We start from the raw sequence: 17,265 nt of genomic DNA on the forward strand, positions 1-17,265 counted from the left end.
GATTTCTCCCTCTTTATCTATTTTAAGCGCTTTCAAACATTTAGGTGAGGAAAGCTGCTTTAGTACAGCATCCTCCGCTGGAAATCAGCGATTCGTTCATATTCACTTTCGAAGCTTCTGGACAGCTGGATATAAATGCTCATCAGTTCCTGATACACTTCGACACATTCCGGATCCGGAGTATGATGATGCGTCCTGCCGATCATATCGTTCACCACATCAAAGGAATCGATATCTCCTAAACTGTATAATCCCAGGACAGCCGCTCCGAGACAGGAACTTTCATAGCTTTGGGGGATATGGACCTCCTGATCGAATATATCGGCCATCATCTGTCTCCATAATGCCGAACGGGCAAATCCGCCAGTCGCCTGGATCCGTTTAGGCTTACCTGTCAGTTCCGTCAAAGCAAGCAGGACGGAATACAAATTCAAAAGCACACCTTCCAATACTGCTCGGATCATATGCTCTTTTTTATGATGCAAACCCAGACCGAAGAAAGAACCGCGGGCATTCGCATCCCAAAGCGGTGCCCGCTCCCCAGCCAAGTAAGGATGGAATAGCAATCCGTCTGAACCAGGTTTCACTTGAGAGGCAATCTTGGTCAGTACTTGATATGGATCGATACCAAGCCTTGCCGCCGTTTCGGTCTCTGCAGCGCCGAGCTCATCACGGACCCAGCGGAGAACGACACCGCCATTATTCACTGGTCCGCCGATCACCCAATGATTTTCCGTCAATGCATAACAGAAAATGCGACCTTTCGGATCAGTCGTCGGACGGTCCGTCACCGCACGGATGGCGCCGCTTGTCCCGATAGTGACAGCTACGACGCCTTCATCGACTGCTCCGACCCCAAGGTTGGATAAGACCCCGTCACTGGCACCGATGATGAACGGCGTATGCTGCAGCACACCTAGCTTGTCAGCCATTTGCTCTGTCAAACCGACGAATTGATAGGTTGTCGACACAGGCTCGGATAATTTATCTTCCGATACTCCAGCAACATCCAGCGCTTCTTTATCCCAAGCCAGTTCTTCCAGGTTGAACATACCAGTCGCCGATGCAATCGAATAATCGACTTTATAGATGCCGAACAGCTTGAAAAAGACATACTCTTTAATGGAGATGAACTTGGCTGCTTGTTCGAAAATAGCTGGATGCTCTTCTTTGAGCCAGCGCAATTTCGATAATGGAGCCATCGGATGAATCGGTGTTCCCGTACGCAAATAAATGCTGTGGCTATCCGTTTCTTCCTTGATTTTCTCCGTCCATTTCGTAGCTCGATTGTCCGCCCAGGTGATACAAGCTGTCAGCGGTTCATTATCCGCATCCACGGCAATCACGCTATGCATCGCAGAACTGAATGAAATACAGCGGATTGCAGCTGGATCCACTCCGCCACCCCGGATCGTATCGCGGATTGTCTCAAGAACAGCTTGGAAAATCACTTCCGGATCTTGTTCTGCTGTTTCTGCTGTCGGTGAATGCAAAGGATATTCGATCCCTTCCTTGGCAATCACCTCGCCCGTTGTCGTAAACAGCACAGCCTTTGTACTGGTCGTGCCCATGTCCACGCCGATCATATAGGAAGCTGCCAACATCTTCCCCTCCCTTTCGTTAGCGTTTCACCACTGCATGTCCGCCGAATTCATTTCGCAATGCTGCGACCACTTTCCCGGAGAAAGTATCTTCGTCCAAGGAACGATAGCGCATCATCAGCGACATTGCGATGACCGGTGTGGCTGCTTGCAATTCCAATGCCGTCTCGACTGTCCATTTCCCTTCACCAGAGGAGTGCATCACACCACGGATGCTATCCAGTCTCGGATCCTTGCTGAATGCTGATTCCACCAGTTCCATCAGCCATGAACGGACAACGGAGCCGTTATTCCACATTTTCGCAACTTGTTCATAATCAAAGTCATAATCACTTTTTTCTAAAACTTCGAAGCCTTCCGCGATTGCCTGCATCATGCCGTATTCGATACCGTTATGGACCATTTTCAAGAAATGACCGCTGCCGCTTTTCCCAGCATAATGATAGCCATTTTCCACACTGATCGCCTGGAAAATCGGTTCGATTGTCTTGAATACTTCTGCATCGCCGCCGATCATCGTGCAGACACCATGACGTGCACCGTCAGTTCCGCCGCTTGTACCGACATCGAAGAAATGAACACCTGATTCTGCGAATACTTTTGCTCGTTCGACAGATTGCTTGTAATTGGAGTTACCGCCATCCATCAAGATATCTCCTTTAGAAAGATAACCTTTCAGCTCTTCCAGTACTTTATCCGTGATCTCACCAGCTGGGACCATCGACCAAATGATTTTAGGGCTGGGCAGCTGCTCCACCAATTCTTTTAGAGAACCAGCAGATGATCCTTTTGTTTCCGCGAATTTGGCACGTGCTTCCTCACTAACATCGAAAGCAATGACATCGAAGTTATTATCCAATAAGTTCAGACCAAGATTGAAACCCATTTTACCTAGACCGATTAATCCAATATGCATGATATATGAACTCCTTCAAAATAATTTTCAATTTATGATACCATAATACGAAAATAATTTTCATATAGCAATCGCTTTCAATTAATTTATGCTATACTTTTTATGACAATTAGGACGAAAGCGAGCTGATTTTCTTGGCAAAGCAAGGTTTGGCGGGGATACGCTCCCACTATCCAAGACTGAGTGACAAAGAGAAAAAAATTGCCGATTTCATATTGGAATATCCGGAAAAGATTGTGCATCAGACAATCAGCCAAGTGGCAGATACGCTGGATGTGGCAGATGCCACTGTTTCCCGTTTTTGCAAACGAATCGGCTACAAAGGTTACCAAGCATTGAAGATTGCATTGGCACCAGAAATCATCGCCCCAAATAAAATGTTGCACGAGGACGTCAATGATCAGGATGCAGCGAAAATCGTGGCCGAAAAAATCTTCCAGTCAAATATCCGTACCTTGGAAAATACTTTGCAAGTACTCGACGATACCGGTCTCGAACGAGCAGCCGCTTTGCTCCTTGGCGCAAGAAGGGCAGAATTCTATGGCTTCGGCGGATCCAATATGGTAGCAATGGATGCCTATCACAAGTTTGTCCGATCCGGTGTACCGGCATTCGCGTTCCCTGATGCCCATCTGCAGCTGATGTCTGCATCCCAGCTTACCGATCAGGATGTCGCTTTCATCTTCTCTCACTCGGGCGCCAGCAAAGACGCCTATCAACTGCTTCAAACCATCAAGAAAACAGGAGCCAAGATGATTGCCATCACTGGTTTCCCCAAATCCCCGATCGGTCAGCAAGTAGATGTTGCCCTGCATACCAGTTCGGAAGAGACCGACTACCGATCCGAAGCGCTTGCGTCGCGGATTGCCCAGCTGAGTATCATCGATGCACTTTATGTGACAGTGATCATGCGGCAAAAAGACAAGGCACAAGCTTCCGTGGAAAAAGTACGAAACGCTATCGCTGCAACAAAAATGTGACCCGTCAGAAGCTGACGGGTCACTTGCCATTGATATTCACAGTTGTAATTTCGAATTTGTCGAACCGATGCCTTGCAAAAGAGTATTCAAAGGCGATGCCGGTATTCAGATAGGCAACCTGCTCGATGACGAGGACAGGCTCATTTTCAGCCAAGCCAAGTTCTTCCCTGTCTCTTGCAGTTGCCTGCTCTGCCCTGATTCTGCGGCGCGATCCGGCTATTTTCAGACCTAGTTCCTTCTCCATATACGCATACACCGAAGCCTTAAGGATGGCCGGTGTGATGCCTGGAATCAGCGGAGTCGGCATGTAGGTTTCTTCAATGACATGGGGATTATCATCGACACATCTTACACGGATATGATGATACACGGGGGTATCCTCCGAAATGGCCAAATACGATGCCACTTCAGGTGTAGGGGCAATCATGTCGAACAAAATCAGCTTCGATGTGACTTGCTTATCCTTCATCAAGCTGGTGAAGCCGAGCGTTTCATTCGTTCCGACATGAATATAGTCCGATTGGAAGGAAGATTGCACAATGAAGGTGCCATGCCCGCGCTTTCGGAAAATGATTCCTTCTGATGCAAGGACATCAAGTGCACGTTTGACCGTCATCCTGCTGCAGGAAAACTCCTCGACAAGGCTATGTTCATCTGGTAACGGCTGGTCCAGAGGGTAGAATCCTGATTCGATACGATGCCTGATTTCTTCTGATATCACTTGATATTTCATAGTGCTCCTCCTCTGCCGCTTTGTCTGTTGCTAGCTTAACAAAATACTGGAAATGCGGCAATCGGCCAATGAAAAGGACGGCCATATAGGCCGCCACCAATCAGAAACCGTTTTGCTGCACTACTTGTTTCATCCATTCACCGCTTTTTTTAATGGAACGTTCCCCGTCCTTATCCAGATTGACGGAAACGAAGCCATAACGATTTTTATAAGCATTCGTCCACGACCAATTATCCATGAACGTCCATAAATGATACCCCTTCACATTTGCACCCTCATTCAAGGCCTGATGCACCCATCGTAAATGATCCTTGATAAAATCGATTCGATAGTCATCCTGGATGATCCCCTCGCTGTCGCGGAACTTCTCTTCTCCCTCGACACCCATGCCATTCTCCGAAATGAAACAAGGTACATTACCATAATTATCTCGCAAATTGACCAGGATATCATAGATTCCCTTTTCATAAATCTCCCAGCCTCGATGCACATTCATCTTCCGGCCCGGCATCTCATACGAGTCGAAGTATCTGTCCGGCATGAACGGAGCATCCGGGTGGACAGCATTCTCTTTCGCTTTTACACGCCGCGGCTGGTAGTAGTTCACCCCGAGCAAATCGACTGTATTTTCCCGAATCACTTCCAAATCAGCCTTCGTATAGACCGGCAGATATCCTTCTTCACGAAGTATATCCACGAGTTCCTGAGGGAATTCTCCCTTTACAGAGGGATCCAAGAAGGAACGGTTAAAGAAAGCATCCGCAATCCTGGAAGCTTCCAGATCAGCTGGATTGCTGCTCCTCGGATAAGATGGGGTCAGGTTCAAAATGATCCCGATTTCTCCATCCTGCCCTTGTTCCCGGTATGCTTGTATCGCAAGTGCACTCGATAGCTGCGTATGATAACCAACCTGTACCGCCCGACGGAAATCGACGACATTCGGATAGTGGAAATCGTATAGATAACCGCCTTCCACCGGCACAATCGGCTCATTATGCGTGAACCATTTTTTTACTTTATCGCCGAACAGCCGGAAGCAAATTGCAGCATAGTCCCTATACGCAGCGACTACCTCCCTGCTTTCCCAACCGCCTTTTTCCTGCAGCGCCATCGGCATATCGAAATGGAACAGATTGACGAAAGGCTCGATATCCTTATCCAACAACTCATCGATAACATTCCGATAAAACGCCACCGCTTGTTCATTGACATCTCCTGTACCTTCCGGGATCAGACGGGACCAGGAAATCGAAAATCGGAAAGAATTGTGGCCCACTTGCTTCATCAGGGCAATATCTTCTTTATAACGGTAGTAAAAACCCGAGGTATCCGCTGGACCGATACCGTTATGGAAACGGGTCGGTTCCTGTTCATACCAATAATCCCATATATTCTGCCCTTTCCCGTCTAGATTCGCAGCACCCTCCATTTGGGTTGCCGAGGAGGAAGACCCCCACCAAAAATCTTCCGGGAATACATACTTTATTTGCTTTTGTTTTTGTTCTGTCACTTCCATATTAAATCTTCTCCTTTGGTACTTGCATGTCAGCTGCTGCATTCTTCTGTGCTGCTTCCTTTTCCTGCTTGATATTCATCCGGTCGATGAATTTGAGGAATGGGAACCAAATAGCAAATACAACCAAGACATTCACGAGCTGCAGCAGCGAACCAGCAATCGAGTTGGTCGCCAGGAATCCGCTGATGAATATCGGTACCGTCCATGGAATTGTCACGCCAGTCGGCGGCGGCACCAGCCCGATTGCCATCGCTGTATAGCTGACGACTGTCACGACCATCGGCGCAATGATCCACGGCAAGAGAATCAGCGGGTTCATGACGATCGGCAATCCGAAAATGACTGGCTCATTGACATTGAAGATACCTGGTCCGATTCCGAGCTTCCCGACCTGCTTCATCTGCTTGCTCCGCATGAACAGAAGGATTGCCACCAAGACAGCCAGTGTCATCCCTGTCCCCCCAGCACCGACCAGGTAGACCTCGATGAACTGTTTATTGATGATATGCGGTAATTCTCCTGTCGTTGTATAAGCTTGCAGGTTTTCCAAAGACAATGTATTCCAGATTGGATCCATGACGGAATTGATGATGATCTGTCCATGCAATCCGAAGAACCATAGGATCTGGATGAAGAATACGGCAATCAATGTAGCCGGAAGGCCTCCACCCAATCCAACGAGTGGTGCTTGCACCGTATTGAAGATGACATCATGCAGATTCGTGTTAAAGCCTTGCGTCACGATGATATTAAGTATCAAAAATACCGTCAGTGTCACGACCGCCGGGATGAGGGCAGCGAATGATTGCGATACAGCTGGCGGCACACCTGCCGGCATCTTGATGACAATTTTCTTTTGCGTGATATATCGATAGATCTCTCCGGAAAGGAACGCGACGATCATTCCCAGGAACATACCTTTAGCGCCGAGGCGGTCAACAGCCAAGACATTGCTCACCACTTCGCCGCTTTCTGTCGAAACGACATATGGTGTCAGTAAGAGGAAGGCCGTCAAAGCTACTGCTCCGCCGAAAATCGCTTCCACTCCGTAGCTTTTCGCCAGATAATACCCAATACCGAAGACAACGAAAACAGATGCAATATTCATCGTGGCATTCGGAGCTGGTCCAAGTGATTCCTGGATACCAGCAAGCAGCGATTCACTCATCACATTGTCCAGGAATGGCAAATTGGCCAATACAACCATGATCGAACCGAAAATGGTCAATGGGAATGCCAGCATGAAGGCATCACGCAGCACACCGAGATAACGATTGTTATTCAGCTTACCGGCAATCGGAATCAAATACTTACTTAACTTATCGAACATCGCCTGCTTCCCCCTTTAGCCCTTCAGCCCTTGGAAAATTGGAATCAATTCTTTGACCATTTCCTTCATTGTCAATGTGGACATGAAGTGGTCTTCCGCGTGCAGGAACAAAAGAGAAAGTTCCTGCTGCCGGCCAGCTGCTTCCTGCTGTACCAGCTGAAAATGAACTTTATGCACTTGTGACAAATCTTCCTCTGCATCTGCCAGCATGTCATTCACTTTCTCCATATCGCCCTCACGATAAAGCCGAAGTGCCTGCAAAATCTTACTTCTGGCATTACCGCTATGGAGGATCATCTGAAAACAGACCTGTTCTTCCGTCAACTCTTCCAATTTCATCTCACTCATGATGTCGCTCCGATTAGACCAAGAGCCTGTTTGTACGCTTTCTCTCCATCGGCCATCCCATAGGCCATCATATCGATTACCTCGACTTCGATACCATATTTCTGTGCTTCAGCTGCCAGTTCCCCTTTAAGGAAGCTCATTTGCGGACCGATCAGTACGACATCAGCTTCAGCCATTTCTTTCTTCGCCTGATCCTGACCGACCGCCCAAATCTTCGCTTCATCTCCTACAGATTCTGCAAACGCTTGCATTTTAGTGACCAAAAGACTGGTGGACATACCTGAACTGCATGCTAAAAGGATTTTATTCATCGGATGACACTCCTTAGATAATTATTAAAAGCGCTTTCATTTGTTATTATATAACTTATTTTTCATTTGTCTAGACATTTGATAATAAATGTTCATACTTTTAATTTCATTCATTCGCTTTTAGCGAATATTGATAGGCTTAATCCCCCCAAATATGATAAACTAGCTTTATACTTTATAGAGACGGTATAGTTGCTTCAATGAAAGCAGCTTTCTTAATTTCACAGTCTTTTTTGCCTCTCAAAACAACCGTCCGGTTTATTCTGACTGATTAGGAGTATTGGTATATGACTGTTATTAAAAGTACGGAACACTTCATCACGCATCTCCATACTTGGCACAAGACAATTAAGATACGAGATCGAGCGCAGTCCGCCAAACTGCGCAAGGAAGCCTATGATGCTTTGCATGCGGGAGAATTCCCGGATGAATTATGGGATCGATTTTTGCTGCTGGATGCGCGATTCGACTTTTTGATGGGGGATGTCGAGCTTTGTGAGGAAAAGCTGAAGCAATTGAATCCGGTTGAATTGAATGATTACCAGTCTTTTTTCTACTATAGTTTCCTGGCAATCGTAAAATACAGCCGCAAAGAATACTTTGCGGCGATTGAGGTTTTGGAAAAAGCGGAGCAACACATGCATGCGGTCGATGATGAAGAAGAGCATGCCGGCTTGCATTACAATAAAGCCATGCAATTTTACTATTTGGACATCAATGCATTATCCAGTTTCCATTTGGAAAAGGCGATATCGATCTATGCGAAATATCCGCAATATGAATTGAAAGTGGCCAATTGTAAATCGCTGCAAGGGTTGAACCAAATGGATCAGCGGGAATTCGATAAGGCAGAAACAAACCTGCTGGAAGCTCTCTCCATAGCCCAAAAGCTCGGACAGGAAGATATGGTCGTTGCCTGCGGCTTCAACATCGGCCTCATGTACCATAAACAAAATGCAGATGACAAAGGCGTCCCATTCCTGCTGCAGGCCATCACTCACTCTGACCATCCTTTATACATTCAGGCATTGTTCACCCTGACCCGCTCCCTCTACATCCTTGGAAAAACGGAACAAGCAGAAGCATATTACAGAACGGGTATGCGCGTCTGTGAAGAACGGGATAATCTGGAATACCGGTGGCAATTCGCTATTCTTTGGGCAAAATATATGGAACAGGAAACGATGGATTATATATATGACTCCGCTATCACGTATTTCAAGGAGAATGGATTGTACTACTTGATGCGCCACTATTCCCAGGACTATTCCCAATACCTTTGGGAGGCTCAGAAAATCGAGAAGTTCCATTATTATCATAAACTGGCATTGTCGAATCACTTCCAATGAAAAACGGCTCATCAGCAGATGAGCCGTTTTTCATTATGTTCAACTGTCACGCTTTTTCCTCTTCATGGTACATATTGGACCTTAAGATGCCCAATGTGATGGCTGATTCAAGTAAGGTGGCAATTTCGTTTCTTTATTCCCTTTTGCTGAGTTGATTTGCATTTGCGTCAGGTAGAGACTCTCAGAAAGATCTGCCCCTTCCAGATTCGTATCGCGCAAATCGGCCCCAATAAAGTCTACACCTCTTAAATCCGCGTTCCTCAAATCCGCAGCGATGAGATAAGCTCCCCTTAAATTGAAACCTCTAAGGTCTTTTCCTTTTGCATTTTTCCCTATCCAATCTGCGTTTCTATAATCAAGTCTTTTAGATGCAAAAGCAGAATCCTCCCTGCGAATATAGCTGCTTGTCTTGATAAGCAGCTCATTGACCGGCATACGATACTCCATTATATCCAATGACAGCAATTCTTCAGCGCCAAGATGCGTTAAGCTTTCCAATTTCCTTAACTGAAGTGTCAATTGCTGATACAGGTGATGCGGCAAATCGTAAGACAACGCCTCCGCGACATAAGCCAGCATTTCATAGAGCTGTTCCATCACCGGAAAAACACGGAACATGTTATCGGCGGTTTCTTTATCTTCCCGCCAATCCCGTCCCGCAAAAGTGACTTGGGATACGTGTTGACCAGCACCAGAGCAATCAAAAACGGTACATCCTTTAAAGCCTTGCTCCTTCAGATTACTATGGATTTGACAACGAAAATCAGTGTCTAAGTTTGGACAGGCAATACCTGCGGGTTTATCTATCGCAAAGTCACTCGATGCGACGATATGAAGTGCTGTACAGCATAAGCCGAAACAATTTGCACAATCCGCCCGCAAACTTTTTCTGTATTCCATGGCTGTATCAATATCGAATGGTGATGACATATACATACATATCTCCTTTTTTTCTTTTTATGCTTTGCTCCTCGTCATCAAATCCAACAGCAGCTGGAACTTCTGCATCACGTCTGTCAAATCAAGCTGCAGCTCATCATTGATTTGATTGATCCGGTAATTCACTGTATTGGGATGAACGAATAGAGCGGCAGCGGTCGGCTTGATCTTGCAATTGTGCAGCAAGTATAGTTCGAGTGTTTTCAACAACTCTTTTTTATCATGCGGGTCGAGTTTCCTGATCCTATTCAAATACTCGCTCTCGTAGCCAAGTTCCTTATTCTTTTCCACAATAGCCTGCAGATAGCGGCAAACATGCAAGTCTTTATAAAAAGGCGATATCGGCCGGTGCGTCAGCTTATATGCTTGGATAACCTCTTTTGCTTGTGCTGCGCTTGTCAAAAGATCCAAAGAAGCGGAATACAGACCTCCTACGCCGCTAACGATGCTAGCTCCTTTATCTTTTGCATAATCGCGTATCCTTTGAATGACTTCCCGGGCCAATGCTTCAATCGGGGCATCAGCTTTCTTTCCCCCGAGGACGATGAGCAGTGTTTCTCCCTTAATAAGGACATGATGCAATTTATCCTCCAGCTGCAAAGACGTCTGTGCTACCTGCTGCAGATTATCCAGGAGGTTCTCATCCGGTTTCGTGAGTTCAACTGCAGCAACAGCGAAATAATCCGGCACCTTCACACCGAATTCCTTGGCACCCCATTCCAGATCGGAAGCACGTTTATACAAATTATTGAAAATATTTTGATAAAATCTTTCTTCCTTCTCCTCCTGCCTCAGTTTCGATTTTTGGATGTCATAAATTAAACGACCGATATGAAAAGAAACATCATAAAGGAAATCGATCTCCGTCGCAGACAGCGGCTTCTCCATTTCCTGGATCCAGACATAACCCCTTACGTGTTCATTATGCTTTGCACTCACAACCATTCTCGTATTCAATCCGATCTCCGGCATCGCGCCTACCGTGAACGGTCGTTCATATGTCTTCAGCTTATTGACAATTCCTGCTTCAATGAATGTTTCATAGATTGGTAACGTCCATTTTTTCGTAAAGATCGTCTGCTTGTTGGCTTCATCAAAGTGATGAATATAATGCGAATTGTACGCCAGCAAGGTATAGTCAGCGCCTTCGACAATAACTGGCCTTTCCAGCTCGAAGCTTAGTAAATCGATGACAGCATCCAAATCGTTGATGGATAATACACGATCGAATAACTCCATAGCCCATTACCCCTAAGCATTTTCTTTTTATCATACTCCAGGAGAAGAATTTTGCCTAGCCGCTTCCTATTTTTCCTATTAAAAACAAAAATATTAGTAAACTTTCCTCTGAAAACGTTAGCTTTTTTCATTTCTAATAAAAATGCTACATAATTCTATTTACCTACCGATAAAAAGGTGTAGCTATATTTAAGATAGAGAGAGGAAAGATATAAATAATGAAAGAAAATAAAAAAGGAAACTTCTTCACGCGAAAGATATTGCGCAAAATCATCTATCCGATAATTGCGATGTTTATTATAACAGGAGTAGTGACAGCTTATTTCGGTTATCAGTTCAGCCGGAATATGGTGCTGGATTCCCAGACAGAGCAGATGCACGATCAGACAGTAGTTCAGCTGAATACCATCTATGATCTATTTCTTGACAATATCGAATCTACCTTAGTAGGCATCAGCAAAACCCAATCGTTGCGGGATGATGATATGGAACGGCTAGCCGTAACGATGGAAAGCTATACAAAAGATAACCCGAACGTAACATCGATTTTCTATCAGCCAATCGATGGGGAATTGGTTTCTTACCCGCAAATGGATTTACCTGATGACTTCGATCCTACTGCCCGTCCGTGGTATCAGCTTGGTTTAGAACTTGAAGAACACACCGGTTATACAGACCCATACAATTCAGCAGACTCAGAAGAATCTGTGGTTGATGCTGTACAGCCTGTCTACGACAATGACAACAAGCTGAAAGGCTTCGTCGTCGCCGAGTTCACACTTACCCGTCTGAAGGAACTGACAGAGCAAGTCAAAGTCGGTGATACAGGCTTTGCTGCGGTATTTGATAAAACAGGCCATTACCTATCGCATCCAGATGATAAATTGCTTGGAACCGATGCAACAAAAGAAGAATTCTGGGAGAAGATGCTATCGACCGGACGCGGCGGTATCGTCCATTATGAACTTGATGGAGAAAAAAATGTCCTTGCCTTTACCATGAATGATCGGACCGGCTGGTCAATCGCTGCTATCGTACCAAAACATGAGTTCAGCGATTTAGCTAAAGGAATCATCCTTCCTTTGATCATCACTGTATTGATTGTGCTGGCAATTGCACTTGCCATCACCTACTTTGTTGTAAACTCGGTTGTACGACCAATCAAGACTCTGCGAGACAAGATGAAACAAGTCGAAGATGGCGATTTGACCGTACAGATGAATAACAGCTCCGCTGATGAAATCGGCGAACTATCCGGCAGCTTCAACAACATGATCGGCAACATTCACGGTATGATGCAGCATAATACGGCTATTTCGGCTAATGTACAGTCTGCTTCCCAAGCACTTGCTGCCAATGCAGAGGAGAATGCAGCAACTTCCGCCGAAGTAGCGGCGACCATGGAGGAGATTTCCGCTGGCACTACAAGTCTGGCTGAAATCATGGAGCGTAATACTGTTGCAACGGAAGCACTCTCCGAAAATATCAAACTGGTCAATGCACATAACCAGCAAGTATATGAAGAAGCATTGCAAATGACAGAAGCGGCTGAAGTCGGAAGTTCGCAGATGCAGGAATTAATCGACCAATCCAAAGAGGCAATTGACGCTACTGGAAAGATAGAATCAGCTGTTATGAGCCTTCAGCAGAAATCGGCTAATATCAGCGGTATTGTCGATACGATCACCGATATTGCCGGACAGACAAATCTGTTGGCACTGAATGCTGCCATTGAGGCTGCACGGGCCGGCGAGAGCGGAAAGGGCTTCGCTGTCGTTGCCGATGAGGTCCGCAAACTGGCAGAACAAACAGAACATGCACTTCGCGACATCGGATCCATTGTCCAGGAGATCCAGTCCGAAACAGCTGAAACGGCAGCCTTCGCTTCTAAAACAGGTAACGTTGTCCGCGGACAGGAAACGGCGGTCAATAATACAAAAGACCTCTTCATCCAAATCCACGAAGCCATCGCTAACAATATGGAATTGACGGCACGGACGAAGGAAGAGATGAAAGCGATGATGGAACGGGAAGCAACACTTGCCAACAATACTGGCGAGATTGCCGCAATCAGTCAGCAGACAGCAGCCGGAACGGAAGAAATCACGGCATCGGTAGCAGACCAGACGCATTCCATGGATCAATTGAAAGAACTTGCCGAGAAGCTCGAACAAGATGCCAGCACCTTGCAAGAGCAGCTGCAGCAATTCAAATTATCATAAATTACAGGCGATGACAGGAGAAGCACTTTCAGCAGTGCTTCTCCTTTTTAATATCCTTCACCGAACATGATCGCCTTGATTTCCTTCATTGGCATCTCTTCCCCTGTGAACAGCTTGTAGGACAACGCCCCTTGCCACAGCACCATGCCTAAGCCATTGATTGCTCTGGCACCGGCAGCTTCCGCTTGCGCCATTAATTTTGTTTTTCGCGGATTGTAAACGACATCTGTCACAATCAAATCCTGCCGCAAGACATCGGTTAAGCCATCCAGAATGCTCCATTCATGTAGTGGTTTCATGCCCAGACTTGTGGCATGCGCCAAAATAGCACTTCCTGCGATTTCTTTTCGGAAAGTTTCTTCATCCTCCAATGGAAAAACGTTTGTGCTGACACCGTATTCTTTCATCTCCTGATTGATACAGGACATATTGGCTTTTGCATTGGCGAAAAACTTATCATTTCTGGCAAATATACTAAGTTCTTTTATGCCTGCCTGCACCAACTGAATGGCGATGGAAGCTGCAACGCCGCCTGAACCTACAAGTGTCACCTTCATACCTTCAAGCTGGACACCATGTTCCTCCAAGTTCTTCACATATCCAAAGCCGTCGGTATTATAGCCGATCAGCTTCCCATCTTTATGGACAACAGTATTACTGGCACCAGCCAGCCTAGCACTCTCATCCAATTCATCCACATACTGCAACACGTCGATTTTATTCGGCATGGAGATATTGAATCCCGCTGCCCCCATTGCTTTCAGACCGCTGACAGTTTCCCTCAGTTTGTCTGTCCCGACATCAAAAGCTAAATAGGCATAATTCAAACCACTGATTGTATAGCCCAAATTGTGCATGGCAGGTGTGATACTATGCTTGATCGGCGTTGCAAGCAGGCCGACCAGAGTTGTTTTGGCATCAATTTGCGCAAGGTTTCTTTTATTCATGGCCACATCCCCCTTTAAATGAAGATTCACGCCGGCAAACCTTCATCTAATGCCTATTAACGGAAGATGTCCCTCATGACCAAAACCTATCCTGACAAGCAGATTGACAAAAAAACCCGCTAACCAAATGGGAAGCGGGTTTTCTTCTATACAAAGGCTGGAAGCGGGTCGGAAAATACTGTGCTGTCTTGCAGCATTTCTTCATCCGTAAGAACACAATCATCCAGGCCTTTCATCAACTGTTCTTTGGGCATGCCTATCCCGATGAAAACCAATTCCGTCATTCTGTCGCCGTACACAGGATGCCATCTTGCCTCCAATTCTTCATCCTCTGCCCTTAGAGATGCCTGTTCATCCGGCGGATAGGCAGCAATCCAAGGACCGGCTGCTTCGATAGCCAGCGACTGACCTGCTTGTGACAATAAGCCGCTCGTGTCCGGGCGAGACGCGAGCCAGAAAAAACCTTTGGCTCGCACAACTTCCTTGGGCCAATCTTCCAGCCACTTCATCCATCGTTCCGGATGGAATGGCCGCCTTTTTCGATAAACGAAAGAGGCAATTCCATACTCTTGGGTTTCCGGGATATGTTCATTATTCAATTCTTTCACCCAGCCGGCAGATTGACTGGCTTTGTCAAAGGAAAATTTCTTCGTATCCAAGACAAGGCTCGGATCGATTTTCCCATATTGCGTTTGATGAATGTCCGCTTCTGGGTTCAGCGTTTGCAACAGACTGAATAGCTGCTCCAGGGCCTGCTCTTCCAACAGATCGGTTTTATTCAAAAGGATGACGTCTGCAAATTCGATTTGATCAAGCAGCAAATCGGCGATTTCACGTTCATCATCCTCCACTGCCTGCTGCTGCCTGTCAAGCAAGGACTCCCCTGATTGATAATCATGCCAAAACCTCCCTGCATCCACCACTGTGACCATCGTATCCAGCCGGCATTTGGCAGACAAATCGATTCCAAGCACTTCTTCTTGGTAAGTGAAGCTTTGGGCTACTGGAATCGGTTCGGAAATACCAGTCGATTCCACGATGATATAATCAAGATCCAAATCTGCCAACTTATCGATTTCCAGGATCAAATCTTCACGCAAGGTACAGCAGATGCAGCCATTTTCCAGCTGGATCAGCTTCTCATCGGTGCGTTTCAGCCCGCCTTGTTCGAGCAAATGAGCGTCGATGTTGATTTCGCTCATATCATTGACAAGCACACCTATTTTCAGATTTTGCTTATTCCCCAGCAGATGATTAAGAAGCGTCGTCTTCCCTGCTCCGAGATAACCGCTCAAGACGGTTACCGGTTTACGGTCCACTGCTCACCAGCTCGCTTTCCGCACACCTGGCACTTGTCCTTTATGCGCATACTCGCGGAATTTGATCCGGCTCATGCCGAACTGACGCATATAGCCACGGGGCCTTCCGGTGATCTCACAGCGATTTTTCAATCTTGTCGGTGAAGAATCACGCGGCAGTTTACGGAGCGCTTCGTAATCTCCTTTTTCCTTCAGTTCCCTTCGCAGTTCCGCATATTTCATCACCATTTCCTGTCTTTTTTTCTCTTTTGCGATTTTCGATTTTTTTGCCATTCTTTATTCCTCCTTGTTCATTGTGCTGTTTGGATGTTCCAGCGGAATGGATCAGCCAGTCGAGACCAATCTCCTGCCAGCTCCGATTCTGTCAACAGACAGCTGTCCAGCTCTTTTACAATGGCTTGCTGATCCAAATCCGTTCCGATGAATACTAATTGCGTCTTCCTGTCACCATACTCTGGATGCCACTCTTTATTTAAGGACGGGTTTTCCCTGCGAATGAACTTCTGCCGTTCGGCATCCAACGCAGCTACCCAATAAGATACTGGTTCGATATTGGCAGCCGGACCTGCTTGCGAAAGCAATAATGCAAATTGATTACGCGTTGCACACCAAGCGATACCTTTGGACCTGACAATATTCTCCGGCATTGTCTCGACAAACTGCATGAACCGCTCCGAATGGAACGGATGCTGCCGGACGTAAGTGAAGGATCCAATCCCATATTCCTCCGTTTCCGGTGTATGATTTTCCGGGCCATTTTCCAGCTCCTTCAGCCAGCCTGCCGAAGAACTGACTTTGTCAAAATCGAAAGACTCCGTAAACAGGATCTCTTTGGGATCGATCTTTCCATGCGTGGTCTCGATTATCTTCGCTTCCGGCTGCAATAGGCGTAGCACATGCTTTAACTCGCGTAGAGCCGATTCTTCTACCAAATCACATTTATTCAGGATGAGTACATTACAAAACTCAATCTGATCAAGCAGCAAATCGGCAATTTCCCTCTCATCATCCGCAGCCACTTCCTGCTGCCGATCCAGCAGACTTTCACCGGAACCAAAGTCATGCCAGAATCGGTTGGCATCCACGACCGTCACCATCGTATCCAAAGTCGTAAAGTCGGATAGATTGATGTTCAACTGCTCATCAATGTACGTAAACGTCTGAGCTACAGGCACTGGCTCACTGATCCCGCTCGATTCGATCAGGATATAATCAAAGCTGCCATTCTTGGCAAGCTTCTCCACTTCCACCAACAAATCATCCCGCAGTGTGCAGCAAATGCAGCCATTGGACATTTCCACCAGCTGCTCATCCACACGCGATAATGTCCCTTCGTTTTCCACCAGACCGGCATCGATATTGATCTCACTCATGTCGTTGACGATGACGGCAACCTTCAAGCCTTCCCTGTTATGCAAAATATGATTGAGCAACGTCGTCTTGCCGGCACCTAAGTACCCACTCAGAACCGTTACCGGTATTTTCTTTTTCATTTCACTCACCTCAATTTGTAAT

Annotated in this window: 16 protein-coding genes; 3 read left to right on the forward strand and 13 right to left on the reverse strand. The window is 46.3% G+C overall.

Annotated elements, in window-relative coordinates:
* Positions 1–59: 59 nt before the first annotated feature.
* Complete coding sequence (gene gntK / locus AB1K91_RS03970; protein WP_413088304.1) at positions 60–1,604, reverse strand: gluconokinase; 1,545 nt, start codon at positions 1,602–1,604, stop codon at positions 60–62.
* Positions 1,605–1,620: 16 nt separating this feature from the next.
* Complete coding sequence (gene gnd / locus AB1K91_RS03975) at positions 1,621–2,517, reverse strand: phosphogluconate dehydrogenase (NAD(+)-dependent, decarboxylating) (protein WP_413088306.1); 897 nt, start codon at positions 2,515–2,517, stop codon at positions 1,621–1,623.
* A 134-nt stretch (positions 2,518–2,651) separates the two neighbouring features.
* On the opposite strand from gnd, the gene AB1K91_RS03980 reads away from it, so the two are divergent.
* The gene (locus AB1K91_RS03980; protein WP_413088308.1) at positions 2,652–3,497 is read left to right on the forward strand and encodes a MurR/RpiR family transcriptional regulator; all 846 of its coding nucleotides are present in this window, start codon (positions 2,652–2,654) and stop codon (positions 3,495–3,497) included.
* Between the two features lie 19 nt (positions 3,498–3,516).
* Here AB1K91_RS03980 and AB1K91_RS03985 read toward each other — a convergent pair whose 3' ends face one another.
* From AB1K91_RS03985 to AB1K91_RS04005, 5 genes are all read right to left on the reverse strand, one after another.
* Complete coding sequence (locus AB1K91_RS03985) at positions 3,517–4,230, reverse strand: GntR family transcriptional regulator (protein WP_413088310.1); 714 nt, start codon at positions 4,228–4,230, stop codon at positions 3,517–3,519.
* 100 nt (positions 4,231–4,330) lie between these two features.
* Entirely contained in the window at positions 4,331–5,746 is a 1,416-nt protein-coding gene (locus tag AB1K91_RS03990; RefSeq protein ID WP_413088312.1) for a glycoside hydrolase family 1 protein, read from the reverse strand.
* 1 nt (position 5,747) lies between these two features.
* Complete coding sequence (celB, locus tag AB1K91_RS03995; protein ID WP_413088314.1) at positions 5,748–7,076, reverse strand: PTS cellobiose transporter subunit IIC; 1,329 nt, start codon at positions 7,074–7,076, stop codon at positions 5,748–5,750.
* 15 nt (positions 7,077–7,091) lie between these two features.
* Positions 7,092–7,424 (reverse strand): PTS sugar transporter subunit IIA, encoded by a 333-nt coding sequence (locus AB1K91_RS04000; RefSeq protein ID WP_413088315.1) that lies wholly within the window; start codon positions 7,422–7,424, stop codon positions 7,092–7,094.
* Positions 7,421–7,735, reverse strand: coding sequence for a PTS sugar transporter subunit IIB (locus AB1K91_RS04005; protein WP_413088317.1), 315 nt, complete (start codon positions 7,733–7,735; stop codon positions 7,421–7,423). The genes AB1K91_RS04000 and AB1K91_RS04005 overlap by 4 nt, the downstream gene beginning before the upstream one ends.
* 287 nt (positions 7,736–8,022) lie before the next feature.
* Here AB1K91_RS04005 and AB1K91_RS04010 point away from each other — a divergent pair, with 287 nt between their 5' ends.
* Complete coding sequence (locus tag AB1K91_RS04010) at positions 8,023–9,084, forward strand: tetratricopeptide repeat protein (protein ID WP_413088318.1); 1,062 nt, start codon at positions 8,023–8,025, stop codon at positions 9,082–9,084.
* 81 nt (positions 9,085–9,165) lie between these two features.
* On the opposite strand, the gene AB1K91_RS04015 is transcribed toward AB1K91_RS04010, so the two are convergent.
* Together AB1K91_RS04015 and AB1K91_RS04020 are read right to left on the reverse strand one after the other, a co-directional pair.
* The gene (locus AB1K91_RS04015; protein ID WP_413088382.1) at positions 9,166–10,014 is read right to left on the reverse strand and encodes a pentapeptide repeat-containing protein; all 849 of its coding nucleotides are present in this window, start codon (positions 10,012–10,014) and stop codon (positions 9,166–9,168) included.
* A 27-nt stretch (positions 10,015–10,041) separates the two neighbouring features.
* On the reverse strand, positions 10,042–11,262 hold the full coding sequence (locus tag AB1K91_RS04020; protein WP_413088320.1) for a PucR family transcriptional regulator: 1,221 nt from the start codon (positions 11,260–11,262) through the stop codon (positions 10,042–10,044).
* Between the two features lie 218 nt (positions 11,263–11,480).
* Between AB1K91_RS04020 and AB1K91_RS04025 the strand changes: the two genes are divergently transcribed.
* Positions 11,481–13,484, forward strand: coding sequence for a methyl-accepting chemotaxis protein (locus tag AB1K91_RS04025; protein WP_413088321.1), 2,004 nt, complete (start codon positions 11,481–11,483; stop codon positions 13,482–13,484).
* A 47-nt stretch (positions 13,485–13,531) separates the two neighbouring features.
* On the opposite strand, the gene AB1K91_RS04030 is transcribed toward AB1K91_RS04025, so the two are convergent.
* From AB1K91_RS04030 to AB1K91_RS04045, 4 genes are all read right to left on the reverse strand, one after another.
* The gene (locus tag AB1K91_RS04030) at positions 13,532–14,431 is read right to left on the reverse strand and encodes a quinate/shikimate dehydrogenase (protein WP_413088323.1); all 900 of its coding nucleotides are present in this window, start codon (positions 14,429–14,431) and stop codon (positions 13,532–13,534) included.
* Positions 14,432–14,577: 146 nt separating this feature from the next.
* A complete protein-coding gene (locus tag AB1K91_RS04035; protein ID WP_413088325.1) occupies positions 14,578–15,750 on the reverse strand; it encodes a GTP-binding protein in 1,173 nt (390 codons plus the stop codon).
* Positions 15,751–15,753: 3 nt separating this feature from the next.
* Positions 15,754–16,023 (reverse strand): 30S ribosomal protein S14, encoded by a 270-nt coding sequence (gene rpsN, locus AB1K91_RS04040; protein ID WP_413088327.1) that lies wholly within the window; start codon positions 16,021–16,023, stop codon positions 15,754–15,756.
* 17 nt (positions 16,024–16,040) lie between these two features.
* The gene (locus AB1K91_RS04045) at positions 16,041–17,243 is read right to left on the reverse strand and encodes a GTP-binding protein (RefSeq protein ID WP_413088328.1); all 1,203 of its coding nucleotides are present in this window, start codon (positions 17,241–17,243) and stop codon (positions 16,041–16,043) included.
* Positions 17,244–17,265 lie beyond the last annotated feature (22 nt).

It is taken from the genome of Terribacillus jepli, from assembly GCF_047228925.1.
Taxonomy (GTDB): domain Bacteria; phylum Bacillota; class Bacilli; order Bacillales; family Amphibacillaceae; genus Terribacillus.

Excerpts from the sequence above, each read along its gene's own strand:
- gntK (WP_413088304.1), bottom strand. The coding sequence starts at position 1,604 with ATGTTGGCAGCTTCCTATATGATCGGCGTGGACATGGGCACGACCAGT.
- gnd (WP_413088306.1), bottom strand. The coding sequence starts at position 2,517 with ATGCATATTGGATTAATCGGTCTAGGTAAAATGGGTTTCAATCTTGGT.
- AB1K91_RS03985 (WP_413088310.1), bottom strand. The coding sequence starts at position 4,230 with ATGAAATATCAAGTGATATCAGAAGAAATCAGGCATCGTATCGAATCA.
- AB1K91_RS03990 (WP_413088312.1), bottom strand. The coding sequence starts at position 5,746 with ATGGAAGTGACAGAACAAAAACAAAAGCAAATAAAGTATGTATTCCCG.
- celB (WP_413088314.1), bottom strand. The coding sequence starts at position 7,076 with ATGTTCGATAAGTTAAGTAAGTATTTGATTCCGATTGCCGGTAAGCTG.
- AB1K91_RS04000 (WP_413088315.1), bottom strand. The coding sequence starts at position 7,424 with ATGAGTGAGATGAAATTGGAAGAGTTGACGGAAGAACAGGTCTGTTTT.
- AB1K91_RS04005 (WP_413088317.1), bottom strand. The coding sequence starts at position 7,735 with ATGAATAAAATCCTTTTAGCATGCAGTTCAGGTATGTCCACCAGTCTT.
- AB1K91_RS04010 (WP_413088318.1), top strand. The coding sequence starts at position 8,023 with ATGACTGTTATTAAAAGTACGGAACACTTCATCACGCATCTCCATACT.
- AB1K91_RS04015 (WP_413088382.1), bottom strand. The coding sequence starts at position 10,014 with ATGTCATCACCATTCGATATTGATACAGCCATGGAATACAGAAAAAGT.
- AB1K91_RS04020 (WP_413088320.1), bottom strand. The coding sequence starts at position 11,262 with ATGGAGTTATTCGATCGTGTATTATCCATCAACGATTTGGATGCTGTC.
- AB1K91_RS04025 (WP_413088321.1), top strand. The coding sequence starts at position 11,481 with ATGAAAGAAAATAAAAAAGGAAACTTCTTCACGCGAAAGATATTGCGC.
- AB1K91_RS04030 (WP_413088323.1), bottom strand. The coding sequence starts at position 14,431 with ATGAATAAAAGAAACCTTGCGCAAATTGATGCCAAAACAACTCTGGTC.
- rpsN (WP_413088327.1), bottom strand. The coding sequence starts at position 16,023 with ATGGCAAAAAAATCGAAAATCGCAAAAGAGAAAAAAAGACAGGAAATG.
- AB1K91_RS04045 (WP_413088328.1), bottom strand. The coding sequence starts at position 17,243 with ATGAAAAAGAAAATACCGGTAACGGTTCTGAGTGGGTACTTAGGTGCC.